Annotated in this window: 17 protein-coding genes; 8 read left to right on the forward strand and 9 right to left on the reverse strand. The window is 52.3% G+C overall.

Going from position 1 to position 18,578, the window contains the following annotated elements; genetic code table 11:
- Window positions 1-73: 73 nt before the first annotated feature.
- The 5 genes from rng to ACJJIO_RS04840 all read right to left on the reverse strand — a co-directional run bounded on the left by rng (window position 74) and on the right by ACJJIO_RS04840 (window position 4,738).
- Window positions 74-1,561, reverse strand: a complete 1,488-nt coding sequence (rng, locus tag ACJJIO_RS04820) for a ribonuclease G (protein WP_252083009.1) — start codon at window positions 1,559-1,561, stop codon at window positions 74-76.
- Window positions 1,558-2,169: a Maf family protein gene (locus ACJJIO_RS04825; RefSeq protein ID WP_444884023.1), complete on the reverse strand. Its 612-nt coding sequence runs from the start codon at window positions 2,167-2,169 to the stop codon at window positions 1,558-1,560. Before ACJJIO_RS04825 ends, rng begins: the two co-directional genes overlap by 4 nt.
- A 96-nt stretch (window positions 2,170-2,265) precedes the next feature.
- Window positions 2,266-2,745: a rod shape-determining protein MreD gene (mreD, locus tag ACJJIO_RS04830; RefSeq protein ID WP_252083011.1), complete on the reverse strand. Its 480-nt coding sequence runs from the start codon at window positions 2,743-2,745 to the stop codon at window positions 2,266-2,268.
- On the reverse strand, window positions 2,732-3,574 hold the full coding sequence (mreC, locus tag ACJJIO_RS04835; protein ID WP_444884021.1) for a rod shape-determining protein MreC: 843 nt from the start codon (window positions 3,572-3,574) through the stop codon (window positions 2,732-2,734). Before mreC ends, mreD begins: the two co-directional genes overlap by 14 nt.
- A 129-nt stretch (window positions 3,575-3,703) precedes the next feature.
- Complete coding sequence (locus ACJJIO_RS04840) at window positions 3,704-4,738, reverse strand: rod shape-determining protein (RefSeq protein ID WP_020412569.1); 1,035 nt, start codon at window positions 4,736-4,738, stop codon at window positions 3,704-3,706.
- 355 nt (window positions 4,739-5,093) lie between these two features.
- On the opposite strand from ACJJIO_RS04840, the gene gatC reads away from it, so the two are divergent.
- The 5 genes from gatC to cysZ all read left to right on the forward strand — a co-directional run bounded on the left by gatC (window position 5,094) and on the right by cysZ (window position 9,597).
- Window positions 5,094-5,381, forward strand: a complete 288-nt coding sequence (gatC, locus tag ACJJIO_RS04845) for an Asp-tRNA(Asn)/Glu-tRNA(Gln) amidotransferase subunit GatC (protein ID WP_444910304.1) — start codon at window positions 5,094-5,096, stop codon at window positions 5,379-5,381.
- A gap of 71 nt (window positions 5,382-5,452) precedes the next feature.
- The gene (gene gatA, locus ACJJIO_RS04850) at window positions 5,453-6,898 is read left to right on the forward strand and encodes an Asp-tRNA(Asn)/Glu-tRNA(Gln) amidotransferase subunit GatA (protein ID WP_444910305.1); all 1,446 of its coding nucleotides are present in this window, start codon (window positions 5,453-5,455) and stop codon (window positions 6,896-6,898) included.
- Between the two features lie 11 nt (window positions 6,899-6,909).
- Window positions 6,910-8,361: an Asp-tRNA(Asn)/Glu-tRNA(Gln) amidotransferase subunit GatB gene (gene gatB, locus ACJJIO_RS04855; RefSeq protein ID WP_444910306.1), complete on the forward strand. Its 1,452-nt coding sequence runs from the start codon at window positions 6,910-6,912 to the stop codon at window positions 8,359-8,361.
- Between the two features lie 64 nt (window positions 8,362-8,425).
- A complete protein-coding gene (locus ACJJIO_RS04860) occupies window positions 8,426-8,725 on the forward strand; it encodes a PA4642 family protein (RefSeq protein WP_252083016.1) in 300 nt (99 codons plus the stop codon).
- Window positions 8,726-8,757: 32 nt separating this feature from the next.
- Complete coding sequence (gene cysZ, locus ACJJIO_RS04865) at window positions 8,758-9,597, forward strand: sulfate transporter CysZ (protein WP_444910307.1); 840 nt, start codon at window positions 8,758-8,760, stop codon at window positions 9,595-9,597.
- A gap of 124 nt (window positions 9,598-9,721) precedes the next feature.
- Here the strand turns inward: cysZ and ACJJIO_RS04870 are convergent, their stop codons facing one another.
- The 4 genes from ACJJIO_RS04870 to ACJJIO_RS04885 all read right to left on the reverse strand — a co-directional run bounded on the left by ACJJIO_RS04870 (window position 9,722) and on the right by ACJJIO_RS04885 (window position 14,540).
- The gene (locus tag ACJJIO_RS04870) at window positions 9,722-10,162 is read right to left on the reverse strand and encodes a hypothetical protein (RefSeq protein ID WP_444910308.1); all 441 of its coding nucleotides are present in this window, start codon (window positions 10,160-10,162) and stop codon (window positions 9,722-9,724) included.
- A gap of 1,236 nt (window positions 10,163-11,398) precedes the next feature.
- Window positions 11,399-12,112, reverse strand: a complete 714-nt coding sequence (locus tag ACJJIO_RS04875; protein WP_444910309.1) for a hypothetical protein — start codon at window positions 12,110-12,112, stop codon at window positions 11,399-11,401.
- A gap of 228 nt (window positions 12,113-12,340) precedes the next feature.
- On the reverse strand, window positions 12,341-13,873 hold the full coding sequence (gene rhlB, locus ACJJIO_RS04880; RefSeq protein ID WP_444902967.1) for an ATP-dependent RNA helicase RhlB: 1,533 nt from the start codon (window positions 13,871-13,873) through the stop codon (window positions 12,341-12,343).
- Window positions 13,874-13,922: 49 nt separating this feature from the next.
- On the reverse strand, window positions 13,923-14,540 hold the full coding sequence (locus ACJJIO_RS04885) for an HvfX family Cu-binding RiPP maturation protein (protein WP_252083021.1): 618 nt from the start codon (window positions 14,538-14,540) through the stop codon (window positions 13,923-13,925).
- A gap of 126 nt (window positions 14,541-14,666) precedes the next feature.
- Between ACJJIO_RS04885 and ACJJIO_RS04890 the strand changes: the two genes are divergently transcribed.
- The 3 genes from ACJJIO_RS04890 (at window position 14,667) to ACJJIO_RS04900 (ending at window position 18,577) form a co-directional block, all read left to right on the forward strand.
- Window positions 14,667-15,380 carry an alpha/beta fold hydrolase gene (locus ACJJIO_RS04890; RefSeq protein WP_444910310.1) on the forward strand — a complete coding sequence of 238 codons (714 nt, stop codon included), beginning with the start codon at window positions 14,667-14,669 and terminating at the stop codon, window positions 15,378-15,380.
- Between the two features lie 216 nt (window positions 15,381-15,596).
- On the forward strand, window positions 15,597-16,988 hold the full coding sequence (locus ACJJIO_RS04895; protein WP_444910311.1) for an MATE family efflux transporter: 1,392 nt from the start codon (window positions 15,597-15,599) through the stop codon (window positions 16,986-16,988).
- 86 nt (window positions 16,989-17,074) lie between these two features.
- Window positions 17,075-18,577, forward strand: coding sequence for a succinylglutamate desuccinylase/aspartoacylase family protein (locus tag ACJJIO_RS04900; protein ID WP_444910312.1), 1,503 nt, complete (start codon window positions 17,075-17,077; stop codon window positions 18,575-18,577).
- Window position 18,578 lies beyond the last annotated feature (1 nt).

Consider the following 18,578-nt stretch of genomic DNA (forward strand, 5'->3'; position numbering starts at 1 on the left):
CCACTCTTCCACGGTGCTGTCACAGGCATCGCAACGACCAGCATCGAAAAACTGCGAGGAGGCTAATAATGATTTACACAAGAACAATGTCGTACTGCTCCTGATTGTAAATGGGCTCTACTTGGAACTGTATGGGCCTGCGAATAAATTCCTCCAGATCGGCGACATTCGCCGACTCTTCATCCAGCAGCAGATCGATTACCACCTGACTGGCCAAAACCATGATTTTTTCACTATCGTAGGCGCGCGCCTCACGGATAATTTCCCGGAAGATCTCAAAGCAAACTGTTTCCGCACTCTTTAAAGTGCCGCGCCCCTCGCACACAGGGCAGGGCTCGCACAGGATTTGCCCAAGAGATTCCCGCGTACGTTTGCGGGTCATCTCTACCAAACCGAGTTCGGAAACCCCGGTAATACTCGACTTAGCGTGATCCCGCTCGAGGGCCTTCTCCAGGGTGCGCAATACCTGACGTTGGTGCTCAGGATCTTTCATATCGATAAAATCGATAATGATGATTCCCCCCAGGTTGCGCAGGCGCAGCTGGCGGGCGATTGCCGTTGCCGCCTCCAAATTCGTCTTGAAGATAGTCTCTTCCAGGTTGCGGTGACCTACAAATGCGCCGGTATTGACGTCAATAGTACTCATCGCCTCGGTTTGCTCGACAATTAAATACCCCCCGGACTTTAGCGTCACCTTATGCTGTAGGGCGCGGCGAATTTCCTCCTCAACCCCATACAGGTCAAACAGGGGACGCTCACCGGGATAGTGCTCGAGTCGCCCAGCTATTTCTGGTGCATACTTGCCTGCAAATTCTGCCGCGCGACCATGCGCCTCGCGGGAGTCTATACGAATCTTCTCGGTATAAGGGCGCGCAAGATCACGTAGGGCACGCATAAATAGCGGCAAATCCTCGTAAATTACGGAGGGCACTACCCGCTCCTTGATGCGCTGCTCCAACTCCCCCCAAAGTTTGTAAAGAAAGGGGATATCCCGTAGCAACTCCTCCTCGCTGACACCCTCAGCCACGGTGCGCAAAATAAAGCCTCCATCAGCGGAAAGGCCATCTTCGGCGAGACGTGACGAGGCGGCCTCCACAAGCTGACGCAAGCGCTCGCGCTCTCCCTCATCCTCGATACGATTGGAGATCCCGATATGACGGGTTTGCGGCATGTAGACGAGATAGCGGGCAGATACTGACAAGTGGGTGGTCAGTCTCGCGCCTTTACTGCTAATAGGATCTTTTACTACCTGAACGACCAGGGGCTGCCCCTCCCGCACAAGAGCGCGAATATCTGCAACTTCAGCATCCCTGGACTCCATCCCATCATCATCCAGGGGGGCGATATCAGAGGCATGGATAAACCCGGCTCGCTCCAGGCCAATATCCACAAAAGCCGCCTGCATCCCCGGCAATACCCGAATCACCTTGCCCTTATAGATATTGCCAACAATGCCCCGACGTGCACTGCGCTCCAGGTAGACTTCCTGTAGCACACCATTTTCTACCAGTGCCACTCGGGTCTCTGTTGGGGCAACATTGATCAGCAATTCTTCACTCAAGACTTGGCCTCCTGCCAGTAAGAAATCCCGGCCTGTTCCAGCATCGGAACTAACGCCTCCAAGGGCAGGCCAACCACATTGCTATAACTGCCGCTGATAGACTCCACTAACGCGGCTCCCATTCCCTGAATACCGTATCCTCCAGCTTTATCGGCGGGCTCACCGGTGTGCCAGTAGTCTTGAATACTCTGGACTGATAATTGGCGAAAGCGCACCCGGGTTTCCACCAGACAGCTGAATTGCCTGTGCTGACTGCGAAGACAAATCGCAGTCAGCACAGAATGCTCTCTGCCCGATAGGGCCGACATCATGGACTCAAAGTCAGTAAAATCCCGCGGTTTCTCCAGGAGACGCTCACCACAAAGTACGACTGTATCGGCCCCCAGGGCCCAGAGCCCGGCCTGTTCTGGTGTCGCCAATAACCCGGCCACAGATTTTTCCTGCGCCAAGCGCTGAATATATTCTTGGGGAGTCTCTGAAGCTTCTTTCTGCTCAGGCACCGAGGGCGGGCATTGGGAAAACACAACGCCTATTTGCTCCAGCAATTCGGCTCGACGTGGCGACCCCGAAGCAAGAAGAAGGCGATTCGAAGAGGTGATATTTGTCACTGTACTACATATTCCCTGTGGGCCAGCGGCTGATTATAGCGATACTGATCGAAAAATGATCAGAATTTTACATTGATTTACAGACTGACGAGACGCTCAACGAACCTGCAGCCGACTGCAGAGACGATGCAATAGCGGAGCAACCCAAGGCCATAGCAGGGCCGTGGTGAGTGCCGGCCATAAGAAAGTCAGGCCGGGAACGGTTTTTCCCTCCAAACCATGTACCCAGTTACCCACAACCTGGTGGATACCCACCAAAACGAACACCCATAGAAGCTGCTGAGCTGGATTAAAGGCCCTGGTACGCTGGTAGGTTAACAGGCTGAAATAGGCCAAAACTGCCAGAGCCAATGCATGGGTACCGAGACTGGCTCCGCTGATCAGATCTTCCAGGATACCCACCAGCCAGGCAAAACCAACGCCCAAGGCCTGAGGCATACGAGTAACCCAGAAAATAACCAATAGCGCCGGAAACGCGGGGCGGAACCACAGCCACTGCTGTGGTAAGGGCATAACCACAAGTAACATCGAGAGAAAGAGCGTGAGCGTGATAAACCAGCGATTATTCGCTTGCAAGGCCCTGCCCCCCACTCCCGATTACCGCCAAAACAAAGCGGCTGCGACTCATACGCCCGCGCGGGAGCACTTCCGCCTCGGCAAATGGTTGACCGGGGTCTCGGGAGATCGACATAACCTCGCCCACCGGGTAGCCTGCGGGAAAACGTCCACCGAGACCGGAACTGAGTAGCAGATCACCCTCGCGGATATCGCTGGTATTCGCAAGATGCCTGAGCTTGAGGCGATAGAGGTCACCGGTGCCCTCAACGACGGCACGCATACTGTTGCGTAACACTTGGACAGGAATTGCGTGGCTGGAATCAGTGATCAGGAGAATCCGGCTGAACGCATCCCCAGCCTCAATCACCTGCCCGAGCAAACCACTCGCATCCATCACCGGTGTGCCCACATCAATACCATGATCGCGCCCTTTATCGATCAACAGCACATGCTCAAGGGGGTCCGGTGAGACACCGATAACCTGGGCCACCAGCACCCGGTCATCAACCATTTCTGCCGAATTCATCAGCTCCTTCAAACGCGTATTTTCCGCCTTGACCGCAGCCAATAATTGGCTGCGCTGCTCCAACAGCAATACTTGACGCTTGAGACGGTCATTTTCTTCAAGCAGCTCCTCGCGAGAGCGAAACTGCTCTCCAGCCCAATCGCCAACACGCTCTGGAGCACCAGTGATCCAGTAAAGAGGCGCTGTAACACCAGAAAGACGCTCGCGAGTAGACTGGAACCAATTGGTGTAGTGGTCTGCAACAATCAAGGCGATTGCTAGCGGCACCAATAATAGAAGGCGGAACTCAGGGGAGGGGCCGCGGGTAAAAAGCGGTTTCAAGGGCAGCCACCTTTGTACAGGTCAATGATTATTGATCTCACAATATATCGGATGTCACTGAAACGTGAAACTAACTGCCGGCAGGGCTACCTCACTAATTGTTAGGAAAACCCGCCAGCTTCAACCCACTCAGTTGGACATCAGATACAAACGGCTGCGATCCAACATATCCAGGGCCTTGCCGCCACCGCGGGCAACACAGGTAAGGGGGTCATCAGCAACGATCACTGGCAGACCTGACTCTTCCATCAGCAGGCGATCCAGGTCCCGCAGCAAGGCTCCACCGCCGGTTAATACCATGCCGCGCTCAGCGATATCCGAAGCCAGCTCGGGGGGAGATTGCTCAAGGGCACTTTTCACCGCTTGTACAATACCAGTTAGCGGCTCTTGTAAGGCCTCAAGAATTTCATCGGAATTCAGGGTAAAACTACGGGGCACCCCTTCCGCCAAGTTGCGGCCGCGTACATCGATCTCACGAACTTCACTGCCCGCGTACGCACAGCCTATTTCTTCTTTAATACGCTCAGCAGTGGCATCACCGATTACGCTACCGTAGTTGCGGCGTACATAGTTGACGATGGCTTCATCAAAGCGGTCGCCACCGATACGCACAGAGTCGGAGTAGACCACGCCATTGAGGGAGATAATGGCAATCTCAGTCGTACCACCACCGATATCCACCACCATTGAACCGCTGGCCTCCTCCACGTTCAGGCCAGCACCAATCGCCGCCGCCATCGGCTCTTCAATCAGAGATACTTCGCGGGCACCGGCACCCAAAGCAGATTCGCGAATTGCACGACGCTCCACTTCGGTGGACTGACAGGGTACGCATACCAGCACACGGGGACTTGGGCGCATCCAGCTGTTTTCATGCACTTTCTTGATAAAGTGCTGCAACATTTTTTCAGTCACTTGGAAATCGGCAATCACCCCGTCCTTCAGTGGGCGAATCGCTGTGATATTACCGGGGGTGCGGCCGAGCATACGTTTGGCTTCCACTCCAACTGCCTCAACGATTTTCTGGCCATTGTAGTGACGGATTGCGACGACAGAGGGCTCGTCGAGTACTACGCCGCGATCGCGAACGTAAATCAGCGTATTGGCGGTTCCCAGGTCAATGGAGAGGTCACTGGAGAACATGCCCCGCAAACGTTTAAACATGGAATTCGATTACCTTGTACTAATTGTCAGCCCCCAGATCGGGCACTGCGGGCGCGGCTTATTTTATGGATACAAATCCTAGTTAGTCCGCGCAAATAATTCTGAGTTCCGAGCCGCATTTCGAATCGGAATTTACGCAATACGCCGGAGTCTCTGAGCGCCCGGCAGGATTGGGCAAACTCTAACAACGGCACCGGTTCAGGGCAAGGCTGAAGCCCGGCTAATCGATTGCAGAATACCCCCTACAGCTGAGCCGGTGAGAATAGCGGCCTATTGTGCTAAATTTGCCGACCCTGCCCCGTCCTTATACGGAGCAACCCAGATTCGCAACTGAAGCCGGAGGAGCTCTATTGCCATGGCTGTGGATACGCAAACCGTAGAGAAGCTGGCGGAACTCGCTCGCATCGCCATATCCGAAGAAACCATTGAGGAAGTCAGCGGCCGCCTCGGCGATATTCTTCAACTGGTGGACCAGTTACAGGTCGTCAACACCGATGGGGTCGCACCTATGGCGCACCCACTTGATGAAGTGCAGACCCTGCGAGCCGACAAGGTAACAGAGACTGACCAGCACCAGAGTTTCCTGAACTTGGCCCCGCAATCTGAAGAAGGGCTTTATCTAGTCCCCAAAGTCATCGACTGAACAGGCCCCCAGGCAAGTACCCAATTATTCGATTTCGCCCTGAGCCCGCCCAAAGCCTTTAAGGGAATAACATGCACCAGCTTACTATCGCCGAGATGATCCGCGGCCTGCAGAGTAAGGCATTCTCCAGTGTGGAGTTAACTCGCCATCTACTTGCACGAATCCAACAACTAGACAGCAGCTATAACAGCTTTATTACCGTAACTGAAGAACTCGCCCTATCGCAGGCCGAAGCCGCCGATCAACGTATTGCCAAAGGCGAAGCACCCGCCCTGTGCGGAGTGCCAGTTGCCCATAAAGACATCATCTGCACCAATGGCGTACGCACCAGTTGTGCTTCAAAGATGTTGGACAATTTTATTCCGCCTTACGATGCCACCATAGTGGAAAACCTAAACGGCGCCGGCACCGTAACTCTGGGCAAAACCAATATGGATGAGTTCGCCATGGGCTCCTCCAACGAAAGCAGCTATTACGGCCCAGTAAAAAACCCCTGGAATACCCGTTGTGTACCGGGCGGCTCATCCGGAGGTTCCGCTGCAGCAGTAGCGGCGCTACTAGTGCCTGGAGCCACGGCCACAGATACCGGCGGCTCCATTCGGCAACCCGCCGCGTTGACCAATACCACCGGCCTTAAACCTACATACGGCCGTGTATCCCGCTGGGGTATTGTCGCCTATGCTTCCAGCTTGGATCAGGCAGGCCCTATTGCGCGCAATGCTGAGGATGCCGCTTATCTGTTGTCTGCTATGGTCAGCCACGACCAAAAAGATTCCACCAGCCTAAACCGTCCGCATGAAGACTTCACCGCGGGACTGAGCGACTCTATCGCCGGCCTCAAAATCGGAGTCCCTAAAGAATACTTTGGGGAAGGCTTGAATGCTGAAACAGCCGCCCGCGTACAAGATGCCCTTAAGGAGTTTGAAAAACTCGGGGCCGAGCTGGTGGATATCAATCTGCCACATACTGAGTTGGCTATTCCCGCTTACTACGTCATAGCCCCAGCCGAGGCCTCCGCCAACCTATCCCGCTTCGATGGGGTGCGCTATGGCCATCGCTGTGAAAACCCCAAAGATTTGCGAGATTTATATATGCGCTCCCGCGGTGAGGGCTTTGGCGAAGAAGTCCAGCACCGCATTCTGGTTGGCTCCTACGCGCTATCCGCTGGCTATTACGATGCTTATTACAATAAGGCCCAGCAGGTGCGCCGACTGATCAAGCAGGATTTTGTACAGGCCTTTGAAAAAGTCGACGTAATTATGGGGCCCACCACACCCTCCCCAGCGTTTGAGTTGGGAGCCAAGGGGGCTGATCCGGTAGCCATGTACCTGGAAGATATCTATACCATCGCGACCAATTTGGCGGGCCTACCAGGCATGTCTATCCCCTGTGGATTGGTAAACAATTTGCCTGTAGGGCTTCAGATTACCGGTAACTATCTGGACGAATCCCGCATGCTCAATGTTGCGCATCAATACCAACAGGTTACCGACTGGCACCAAGCCAGCGCCGTATAAGGAGATCGACTGTGGAATGGGAAATCGTTATCGGGCTGGAAATTCACGTGCAGTTATCCACCCAATCCAAACTTTTTTCTGGCGCTAGTACCCGTTTCGGTGCGGCACCGAATAGCCAGGCCTGCGCCGTAGACTTGGCCATGCCCGGTACCCTGCCTGTCCCTAATGAAGAAGCCTTTCGCTACGCGATTATGTTTGGCCTGGCGATGAATGCGGACATTGGTAAACGCTCTGTTTTTGAGCGTAAAAACTATTTTTACCCAGATCTCCCCAAAGGCTACCAGACAACCCAGTTGGAACAACCTATCGTTGGGGCTGGCGAAGTTGAAATTCATCTAGAGGATGGCAGTAGTAAAAAAGTACGCTTGCACCACGCCCATCTAGAAGAAGATGCGGGCAAATCCTTGCATGAAGACTTCCACGGCATGTCTGGTATCGATTTAAACCGCGCGGGCACACCTCTGATAGAAATTGTCTCAGAACCCGATATGCGCAGCGCCGCCGAAGCGGTTGCCTACCTGAAAAAAATCCACAGTATCGTCACCTATTTGGGCATCTCCGATGGAGATATGTCTCAAGGCTCTCTCCGCTGTGATGCCAACGTCTCTGTGCGATTAAAGGGAGAGGAAAAGCTGGGCACTCGCACCGAGCTTAAAAACATCAACTCCTTCCGCTTTGTTGAGCGAGCTATCAAAGTTGAAGCCGAGCGTCAGATCGATATTCTCGAAGATGGTGGCAACATAGTGCAGGAAACCCGACTGTACGACGCGGATAAAAATGAAACCCGCTCCATGCGCAGTAAAGAAGTTGCCAATGACTATCGCTATTTTCCCTGCCCAGACCTACTACCCGTAGTGCTCACCGATAACTATGTCGAGCAACTGCGTGAACTACTTCCTGAGCTGCCCGATGCCAAAGCCGAGCGCTTCCAGTCAGAGTACGGCTTATCTGCCTACGACGCTGACCAACTCACTCAGGAGCGCGCCAGCGCCGACTACTTTGAAACAGTATGCAAATCCTGCGGAGAACCAAAACTCACCGCTAACTGGATTACCGGTGAGTTAGCCGCACTGCTGAACCGTCAGGAAATCTCTATACAGGATTCCCCGGTTAGCGCCCAGCAACTCGCCGGCTTAATCATGCGTATCAAAGACAACACCATCTCCAGCAAGATTGCCAAACAGGTTTTTGAAGCTATGGCACAGGGAGAGGGTAGTGCGGATGAAGTTATCGAAAAGCGTGGTCTCAAGCAGGTATCTGATACCGGTGCCATTGAAGAGATGGTAGAGGCAGTTATTGCTGCCAGCAGCGCACAAGTAGATAACTACTGCAAAGCCGACGAATCCAAGCGGCCCAAGATGATGGGCTATTTTGTCGGCCAAATCATGAAAGCCTCGAAGGGTCAGGCGAATCCACAGATGATCAACAAGATCCTCAAGGATAAGCTCGACGCTCTCCTTTAAACCTTTTTAACCTGCGGCCAGGTTCAATCTACCTGGCTTCTTTCACAGAACTAAGGAAAAGATTTTGAGCCTAAAAAAAGACAAACAAAAAGTCCTCGGTGAAGTATTTGACGAGGAGCGAATTGCCGGTTTCCTAGTGGGGGAAGCACCAAAAAATACCAACCGGGATTTCCATTTACTTGAACGCGCCTACCGCAGTATGAAAGCGGAGAGTTTTGCCACTTTTGTACAACTATTTCTCGCCGAAGGTCACGACCTCAACAGTATGGATCCGGATGGAAAAACCTTATTAACCCGCATTAGTGAACACCGCCAGAGCAGCGAGTACATAGAAATACTAAAAGCCGCCGGTGCTAAACACTGATTGGCCGCCGCGCACTTGCGAGAGGTAACTTTATGACTTCAAATCCAGTCCATGGTATTGACGCGCTAATGCGCGGCGCCCGCCTATTAACCAAGCATGAACTACGCCCCTTTATCCTGGTTCCCCTGCTGATCAACCTAGTGTTATTTATCGTGATCAGCGGCATCATGATTACCCAACTCGGTGGTCTCAGTGAGTTTATCAGCAGCCTGCTGTCACACACCCCAGTGGACACTACCAATATGTCCTGGTGGGAAGCCGTGATGGCCAAAGGTGCCGCCTGGACCGCCAGCGTTTTTCGTTGGCTCGCCTGGATCATTGCAATTTTGGTGCTGTTTTTATTTTTCCTCGCCTATGGCTATTTGTTTGGGATAATCACCAATATTATTGCGGCCCCTTTTAATGGCCTACTGGCCGAGAAAGTTGAAGAACTTCTCACCGGTAAAGCACCTCCTGCAGAACCAATGATACAGATGGTATGGCGCACACTGGGACGGGAACTGCGCAAGTTAGGTTATTTTATTTTCTGGGGACTGATCATTTTTCTGATATCCACAGTAACCAGCTGGACCATAATTATCCCTGCCGTATTAGCTGCAGTTTGGGGTGCCTGGTGTATGGCAATACAATACGTTGACTACCCTCTCGATAACCACCAGCGTCCTTTTGACGAACTAAAGAGCGTACTACGCAGGCGCAAACTAACCAGCCTCGCCTTTGGTGGAAGCGTAATGCTGGCCAAGATGGTGCCCATTTTGAATATCTTTGTTATGCCTGCGGCAGTAGCAGGGGGTACCGCACTCTGGGTAGAGCGACTGCGCAGGGAGGGAGATCCCGGAACAGAAACTCACTCTGCAACACAACCCAACTGAGCATCAACCATTCCAGCAAACTAATATTCACAAAACCGAAACCTCTAATACTATTCACAGAAGAGTATTTTCTATATGAAACTGAAAGTTAATGCTGGAATGGATAACACACTATCAAGAAGGTTTATAATCCTAAGCAATTCTCGGAGCGATAAAATAAAGTCGTCCGGTGCGAGCCTGTTGATGCAGGCTTCATTCCTTCAAAGTGCAGAAATTTAAACCCGGCGGCCTTACCAAGCTCTATAGCGGGGGCATATTTACTACGAGCCGAATCATCCAAAAGAATGACTCCATCACTTGCCAATCGTAAAATACCCTGCTTGAAACAGTTGATACGATCTCGACCATCCACAATTACCACCTGAAAGTGGTTTTTAAACTTATGAATAGAGCGACAGTAGTCGCCATCATCATCGGCCGCCTGCAAGAGTACTTCAGCATTCGCCGGCAGTTCTTTAGTTATTATTTCAAACCACTTGGAATTATCTTCCACACTCTTTACTGAAGCCACTTGCTCCGCATAAAACCGCGTAGAAAAACCGCTCCCATACTCAAATAGATCCATACTTTTATTTAAGCGCTCCTCGAGAAAGCGTATAACTGGATAATTCATCCAAGGCAGCGGATTACCTTCAGCATCACAAGGGTAACCTCGCTTGAAAGACTCAAGCCACCCGGTCCTGCGAAGATAGGAAGATTTGCGAAACACGGTCCTGCGGGCAGCGACAAATCGCCAAAAAGGATTTACCATAGGTAACATACACCAACAAATAATAATACTCCGTATAGTTTGCACAAGCAGCATCTAAAATACAACTCAGCAACATAAAGATTGACAAAGCCTGCCAAACAACACCACCCACAAAAAAAGGATAAATCAGGCAGCTTAAGCTAAGCCAATTAATTCAATACGCCCCCTCTACACCAACCACCTTCACCCCATGAGAAGCTGACTAAGAACTGATAAATTAAAATCAAACATATAGAAAATAACCAGACAATATGAGCAATCATTTACCTTTCAATGCTAGGAAGGGGCAAAAAAGCTCACCACCCCCATCAATGTGCCCCACACTCCATATCGACTTTTATAGCCCTACTCCGCAAGCCGCACCTCAGTAAAACCTATATCGACCTAAAATTTTGGGAACCTATGGCAAGATTTAAACCAAAAAAATAGGAACTGCAATCCGCCAAGTCACAAAATCCCACCTAAAAAATCAAACAATTAATTATTTTTTCGCACCACCCCAGGCACATTCTTCAGCAACCCGCAGACAGCGCACCTGCCATATTCCTCTAAATTAAAAACCCTATAAATATTAAATTTAGAGTAATAACGCGCTTTACGCAAAACCTAAAAAACCCAGAGGCGATTACCCTCTACACCATTAGATTTGAGGCCTGACCAGCCATAAAAAAATAGGAATGCACAACTCTAAACCTACAACTTATAACGCACAGCACTCAACTACTAAAACCAGTAAACTTTCACGGAATGACATAAACCCCTTACTCCAGCTATCTAACTCCATGACAAAAATCAAACAAAAAAACCCAAACACAGAGAAATACCCCTAAAGAATCAGCCACGCAAAAAACTAAACAGGGAAGGACTAGCCAGCTCATAATTAGCCAAAAGAGATAAGCATTTCACTGCGTCCTCCGGCTCACAAAGCAATTTTCTCTTCTTAACATTACTGCTCTGCAAACGATCCCGCATCTCCCGAAAACCTCTCACACCAACAGCCAATATCTGTGGAAGCCAATCTGACAAGTCTTGCAGGGTTAAGTAGTTACTTCACTTTTCGGTATACCCAGAAAAGTCATCACTAAATGCCAAACCGGAGGATTTCTTGAGAAAATGATCACTAAGCAATGAGCAAAAATCACTAACTACATCGCCTTCACGCAAGAACTCAGCAGAGAAATCCCGCACATTCAGGGCTGCTTCCCCAAAAGCTGCAGCCCATATTTTTAACTTTGAAAAATAGTCAAAATACATCATTAAGTCAGTACTGAGATGTGGGAAAGCGCCTTCACAGTGCCCAAATAACAAGCTGGAGGGACTGACATCAGGTGCTGCCGCCCGTGCAGCCTGCCTTTTAAATGAGAATGCCTGTAAATCCTGCCGTCGCAAATAAACAACGACTTGGCAGCGATCAAAAAATCTTCGACACTCCTTGTAGAGACTGTCAATATCTTCAAACGTATGCAGGAAACACAGGTGCTCCGCAGACACAACGACATTATCACCGCGGCTTGATGCCAGTAAGTCACTAAGCCGCCGGTTCAGACGATAGGACATTCGACCATTTTTTTTCTGAAAATCGACAGTACGAGAGGAACTCCCCTTTTTCCCCAAGGAAAGAAACTCTATACCTTTTGAACTTAATAATTTGGTGGATTGTTTTAGGGCAAGCTGCAGTGCACTAGAGCCAGTTTTATGAAAACCGATATGTAGAAAGAGAGTTCGCATTCGAATACTTTTTGATTTTACACAGGTAAAAAACATCCGAATTCAAGGCTGTGTCAAACACCTGAACAAATGGGGCAGCCCACGGAGTGAAGATCCCAACAACAGGAAAAATCTTTACCAGTGTAGTTCAAGGAGAGAAAAGGGAGCTCAGAAGAGGGAAAAAGGCAAAAACTGATGCACTCATTACTTATTAAGTAGATAAGGTATGTTTCCAATTACTAGAAACGCCAATAGGCCTTTAGCGGCCTATTAGCTTAGATGGAGTCAATGGCGAGAACGCCCCCGGCCACCACCGCGACGGTTACCGTGCCCTCCACGATGGTCCCTATCACCACCACTGCGACGCACTTCGACTCTCGGGGGTTCCTGTAGTAGCTCTTCCGGTGGGACTTCACATTTGAGCTTCTGCCCCAGTAACTGCTCGATCGGCTCCAGACGCATAGCATCATCTTCACAGGCAAAGCTGATCGATGTTCCAGTCTTGCCAGCACGACCGGTACGGCCGATGCGATGAACGTAATCCTCAGGCTCTTCGGGAAGCGTGAAGTTCACCACATGACTAATGCCGTCGATATGAATACCGCGCCCGGCCACATCCGTGGCTACCAACACCTTGGTTTTACCCGACTTGAAGTCGTCGAGAGTGCGTACACGCTTGTTCTGTGCCACTTCGCCGGAGAGTAGACCGGCGGAAATGCCGTGGGCGAGCAGGTGTTCATGCAAGCGGCGACACTGGTCGCGGCGGTTGGCGAAGACAATCAGGCTGTCCACCTCATCTCGCTGCAAAATATTGTAGAGGAGTGCGTACTTCTCCTCACTAGCGGCCAGATAGACATGCTGCTCGACGGAATCGGTGGCCACTCGTTCAGGTTCGATTTCTACCACTACCGGCTCTTCGGTCCATTGCTCCACTAAGTCATCAACTTCGGGGGTGAAGGTGGCAGAGAAAAACATGGTTTGGCGATGAGTCTTGCGAGGTGTCTGGCGTACAATCCTACGAACCTGGGGAATAAAGCCCATATCCAGCATGCGGTCGGCCTCGTCGATCACCAGCACTTCCACTTGATCCAGGAAGCAATCGCGGTTGCCGACAAAATCCAATAGGCGCCCCGGTGTCGCCACTAGAATATCCACTAATCGCTCATTCAGATTGCGCTGTTGCTTATCGTAATCCATCCCCCCCACCAGGGTATGGATTTCCAAGTCGGTGTATTTGCACAACGCCTTGGCATCATCGGCGATCTGCATTACCAACTCACGAGTGGGAGCGATGATCAGGGCGCGGGCTTCACCGGCGTAACGCTCACCATCAAAGGGATGACGCAACAGATCATCAATAACGGTAATTAGGAAAGCTGCGGTCTTGCCAGTGCCTGTCTGGGCCTTGCCCACCAGGTCGTGGCCATTCAGGGTGTGAGGTAGAGAATGGCCCTGGATTGGCGAGCAGTACTGGAAACCCAGGTCGTGAATACCGCGCATTAACTCCGGCGGCAGGCCCAGGTCATGGAAGCGGACCTTACCCTCTTGCTCTGGAACCTTGAAATCACCCAAGGACCAGGGCGTTGCCGGGGCCTCCGGCTTAGGAGAGCGAGAACGCTGACGTCCCCTCTGGGAACTTTTGCCGCCGCTCCGGCGCGAACCTCCCTCGCTCTGGCCAGATTTTCCCTCGGCTTTTTGGCCTCCACGAGGCTTTTTAGAGGGATTCTGGCCACTTTTACGCTGCTGGGAGTGCTCGTCTCCCTGGTGGGGAGTCTTCTCCTCAGAGGAGGAGGAACGGCGGAACAACTTTCCTATCAAGTGAAATACTCGCTCAAATGTTCAAATAATCGGCGAGTATACCACCACTCTAGGTGGATTCTCGCCCACTACAGTGGCGGCACAGCCAATAATCAATACTAAAGAAGCGCCCCGCCCCACTACATAACAGTGCCAACAGCATAATGAAGTAGGTCGCAGAAAACTCTATGCCGTTCTTCAGAACAGTAAAACTACCCTTCTCGGATAACCACTCATAGTTGCCGTGCTCTTTTAGGAGTTCTATAGCCTTCTCTTTGCGAGTGATGGCTTCATCAATCAGGTCCTCGCGCCACTCCCAAGGAGCAACCAGAGTTTTATCAGGCAGGGCTGACCACCCATTCTCCCAGTGTGCGGTAAACGCCGCCACTGCCATCACAAACATTAAGGGGATCGCCACCAACCTAGTGGCAAACCCCAGTAGGATGGCAATACCGCCAAAAAACTCCGTCAATGCCGCTGCCCAAGCCATAAACAGTGGTGCCGGCAGGCCAAGACCCCAGTCGGGGTTACCAAACCAAGCGGCCACACTATTGATATCCCCCATTTTATTGAGGCCCGCCAAAATAAAAATCGGCGCCAAATAAATCCGTAGTGCCAGAGGCCCGAGCCAGTCGATTTTCTGCACCCAGTGCACAAAGCAGCCATACCAACGACCCAGGGTATTCATAACAGAACCATCCTTTTCACTCTCTTTTCAGTATATGTGTTCACTTTAGTCGAGCGGCCCAGGCATCTCTTACACTGCCTCCAACTAAGCTTGTTCTTCCGAATCGCGGAATGGAGTAAATGCATAGTGAATACCTACGTACTGGTTCATGGCCTATTTCTCGGGGGATGGTGCTGGGGCCCCGTAGCCAGGCTGCTGACTGCCAACGGACACCGGGTATTCACCCCCACCCAGACAGGCCTGGGAGAGAGACATCATTTACTTTCACCCACAATAGGTATGGATACCTTTATCCAAGACCTGGTGAACGTAATCGAATTTGAGGAATTAAACCGGGTGATTTTAGTGGGGCACAGCTTTGGGGGCATGGCGGCCGCCGGCACCGCTGACGCACTTCCCGAGCGCATTCGCCATCTCGTTTACCTGGATGGTGCCATTCCCAATCCCGATCACGCTTTTGCCGAACAACTACCGCAAGATATCCTCACACAACGCCTGGCAGAGGCAAAAGAAATTCACGGCACCCGCTGTTTTTTACCGATAGATCCGGCGCAAATGGGGATTAAGAAGCAGGATGTTCAAAATTGGCTGCGCCGGCGTATGACCCCTCACCCCGTGAAAACTTATTTGGATCCCATCCAAATGAAACTCCCACCCGAGCAAGGACCGAGCTGTACTTTTATTCGCTGCACCAAGCCCTACTACCCCCCAGCCAATGTAAGCGGTGAGCGCGCGCAAAAGATTCCCGGCTGGCACTACCGAGAAGTTGCCGTCAGCCACGGTTGTATCTTTCTCACACCGCACAAAGTCGCCAGATTATTGCAGGAAATTCCTCTGTAGCCGCTGGGAGAAAACATGATTTAGCCGTAGAATATTCCGCCTTTATGGCGACGGGAAATTCTTGCTGTCAGCTCCCATCCAGCTCCCCCGCTCTGCTTTAAAGATCATTTGGCACAACCGACTGCCTCAATAACATTTTCTGCCCAGCCCCGGCTGAACTTGGCTGATATACCAAAATCATCGACAGGCTCTGCCTTAATAAACTTGGTTTTTCCCTTGCTCAAGATTTACCGACGCGCCATCTCCACCGAACTCTCCCACCTCACCACACTGGGGGGCCCCTTAGTAGTCAGTAACTTGGCAGTGGTGAGCATGGGCGTTGTGGATACCATTGTCGCCGGTAACGCCGGGGAGGTAGACCTGGCCGGCTTGGCGCTGGGCTCAAGTATTTGGGCTGTATGCGCAGTTACCCTGATCGGCCTGCTCGCTGCAGTATCCCCGGTTGTTGCCCACTTGCGCGGAAGTCGCGATGAGGAAGGTTGTGCTGCCCAGTTAAACCAAGCTCTCTGGATTGGCTTGATCGGCGGCATATTAGTGCTACTTGCCCTGCTCGCCGTGCCTGTGTGGAGCCAGTGGATCAAAACCGAGGAGCCTGTTCGACAGGTTTTACAGGGTTATATCCTGGCACTCACGGTAGGCACCCTACCCTTTGCCCTCGGAACCGCACTGCGCGGCTATTGTGAGGGTATGGGACAGGTGCGCCCAGTCATGCGTATTTATCTGGCCGCCGCCCTGCTCAATATCCCCCTGGACATTCTCTTTGTATTTGGCGCCGGCCCTATACCAGCTATGGGCGGTGCCGGCTGTGGCTGGGCAACCGCAGCGGTAAGCACCCTGATTGCTATCGCCCTGTTTTGGCATGCCGCCACAGATCCTGTATACCACCAACTCAAGCTAAAGCTGATACCACCCAGGCCCAACTGGCCCATTTTGAAACATCTTTTGGCTGTAGGACTGCCGGTATGTGTCGGCGCCGCCAGTGAGGTCACATTTTTTGCCAGCTTGACGATTCTGCTCGCTCCCTATGGCGCAGCCATAGTGGCAGCGCATCAAATCGGCATGAGTATCGGCTCAATTTTTTACCTGGTAGCCCTGGCGCTAGCCCAGGCCCTGAGCATCCGTACGGCACACTTACTCGGCCAGAAGCGCCCCAAGCGGGCACTGTTTGCCGGTAAAGTGGGGATTGGTAGTGGCGTCGTGTATGCCCTCGGAACAGGTGTACTACTGATCACCTTTCGCCACCTGTTTGTACAGGCTTATACCAACAATGCGGAAATTATTGCAGTGGCAAGCAACCTACTACTGCTCTGTGCCGCCTACCAATTGGTAGACGCCGCTCAAGCCATGGCCTGGGGAGCACTGCGAGGTTACAAAGACACCCGCGTTCCCATGTATATACAGCTGTTCTCTTACTGGCTGGTAGGGCTCTCCAGCGCCTATTGGCTGGGTGAAAACTTCTGGGGCGTTTATGGCTACTGGACTGGTGTCTGTATCGGCCTGGGCACCGCCTCAATCCTATTAGCGCTTCGACTGCGACGAACCAGCCGCAAAGCCATTGCCAAAACCTGGGGAATACAGGTTGGTTCACATTCCCAGGGAACGCTTTGACTATACTGGCGCTCCAAGTCCCCAAGCGTGCCGGGCAACAACAATAACCGGCACCGCCCGCACAAGCAGTTAATCGGAGTTACCCAATGATCCCGCGCCTTTTTCCCAACGGGCCTCGGCGCCTGTTGAGCCTTGCCCTGATTTTGGCCTCAGCCCAGGCCTGGGCAATGAGTGCCACCATCGGCGAACAAGAAAAACCCAGCGTGAAGGCACAGGAAAAAGAGCAGGAAGGCGTCATCTCAAAGGCGGAAAACTTGCAATTGGACCAGCCGGTGATTACCGAGCTGGGCCCACCCACTGGCGCCACGGAACCAATTATTGATACGCAGGCCAATGGGGAAGCCCCCTCTCAGAAATCACTGCCCCAGGCGGAAAATCTGCAGTTAGACCAGCCCATCAATGAACTGGAAGCACCGCCTTCAAATAAAGAGCCGCAAACCAGGCCTACAGTAGATACATCCACTCAGCCAGAATCATCCCCTACCGGTAATATTTCTATAGAAGTGGAAAAGGCCAAACCCCTGCGTTTGCTCGGTGCCGAGGTAGCCCCAGCAACCTCCACCCGCCTGGCCTGGTCTCCCAGTCAACACTTCGAAGGTGTCTACAGCCCCACCGCCGTCCTGGTTGTCAACGGTGCCAAACCGGGACCGGTACTCTGCCTGACCGCAGCGGTCCATGGAGATGAATTAAACGGCGTAGAAACGGTGCGCAGGGTCATGTACGACCTCGATGCTGAACAGTTAAGTGGCGCGGTAATCGGCGTGCCTATCGTTAATCTGCAGGGCTTCCACCGCAGCTCACGCTACCTCACCGACCGCCGCGACCTGAACAGGCACTTCCCCGGAGACCCTAATGGCTCTTCAGCCTCACGGATTGCCAACTCCTTTTTCCACGAAGTCATCAGCCGCTGCAATGCAGTGGTAGACCTGCACACAGGCTCTTTTTACCGCACCAACCTGCCGCAGTTACGCGGCGACCTCACCAACCCCAGAATCGTGAAAATGACCAAGGGTTTTGGCTCCACTGTGGTACTCCACAGCGCCGGGGCCAAAGGTACCCTGCGTCGCGCCGCGGTGGATGCGGGTATCCCCACCGTAACCCTGGAAGCCGGCGCGCCGATGGTGCTGGACGAGCGCTCCGTTAGCCACAGTGTGAAAGGGATTCGCACCCTGCTTAACCAACTGGGTATGGTGAGCAAGTTCCGCCTATGGGGTGATCCCGAGCCCGTGTACTACAACTCCACCTGGCAGCGGGCTTCCACTGGCGGCATTATTTTTAGTGAGGTTCAGTTGGGAGAGTTTGTGCGCAAGGGAGATCTACTGGGCACAGTGACCAATCCCATCACCAATGTGCGCACAGAAATTCGCTCGCAGCACAACGGCCGTATTCTCGGCATGGCGCTGGATCAGGTGGTGCAACCTGGCTTCGCCGCCTACCACATCGGTATCCAGGCTCCGCAGGAACAAATCAGCCCGCCCGAAGAAGTCATCCCAGAAGAGACGGCGGCACAAAAACCCCAATCTCCAGATGCCCAAAAAACAAGAGTATCCGACAATAGCGCCGCGGACCTCCAAGCGGACGAGGACTAGC

The organism is Microbulbifer mixtoriginis (SeqCode) (assembly GCF_052467235.1).

Coding starts and splice junctions, on each gene's coding strand:
- cysZ (WP_444910307.1), top strand. CDS start 8,758: ATGACTTCAAATCCAGTCCATGGTATTGACGCGCTAATGCGCGGCGCC.
- gatA (WP_444910305.1), top strand. CDS start 5,453: ATGCACCAGCTTACTATCGCCGAGATGATCCGCGGCCTGCAGAGTAAG.
- gatC (WP_444910304.1), top strand. CDS start 5,094: ATGGCTGTGGATACGCAAACCGTAGAGAAGCTGGCGGAACTCGCTCGC.
- ACJJIO_RS04885 (WP_252083021.1), bottom strand. CDS start 14,540: ATGAATACCCTGGGTCGTTGGTATGGCTGCTTTGTGCACTGGGTGCAG.
- ACJJIO_RS04870 (WP_444910308.1), bottom strand. CDS start 10,162: ATGGATCTATTTGAGTATGGGAGCGGTTTTTCTACGCGGTTTTATGCG.
- ACJJIO_RS04840 (WP_020412569.1), bottom strand. CDS start 4,738: ATGTTTAAACGTTTGCGGGGCATGTTCTCCAGTGACCTCTCCATTGAC.
- ACJJIO_RS04875 (WP_444910309.1), bottom strand. CDS start 12,112: ATGTTTTTTACCTGTGTAAAATCAAAAAGTATTCGAATGCGAACTCTC.
- ACJJIO_RS04900 (WP_444910312.1), top strand. CDS start 17,075: ATGATCCCGCGCCTTTTTCCCAACGGGCCTCGGCGCCTGTTGAGCCTT.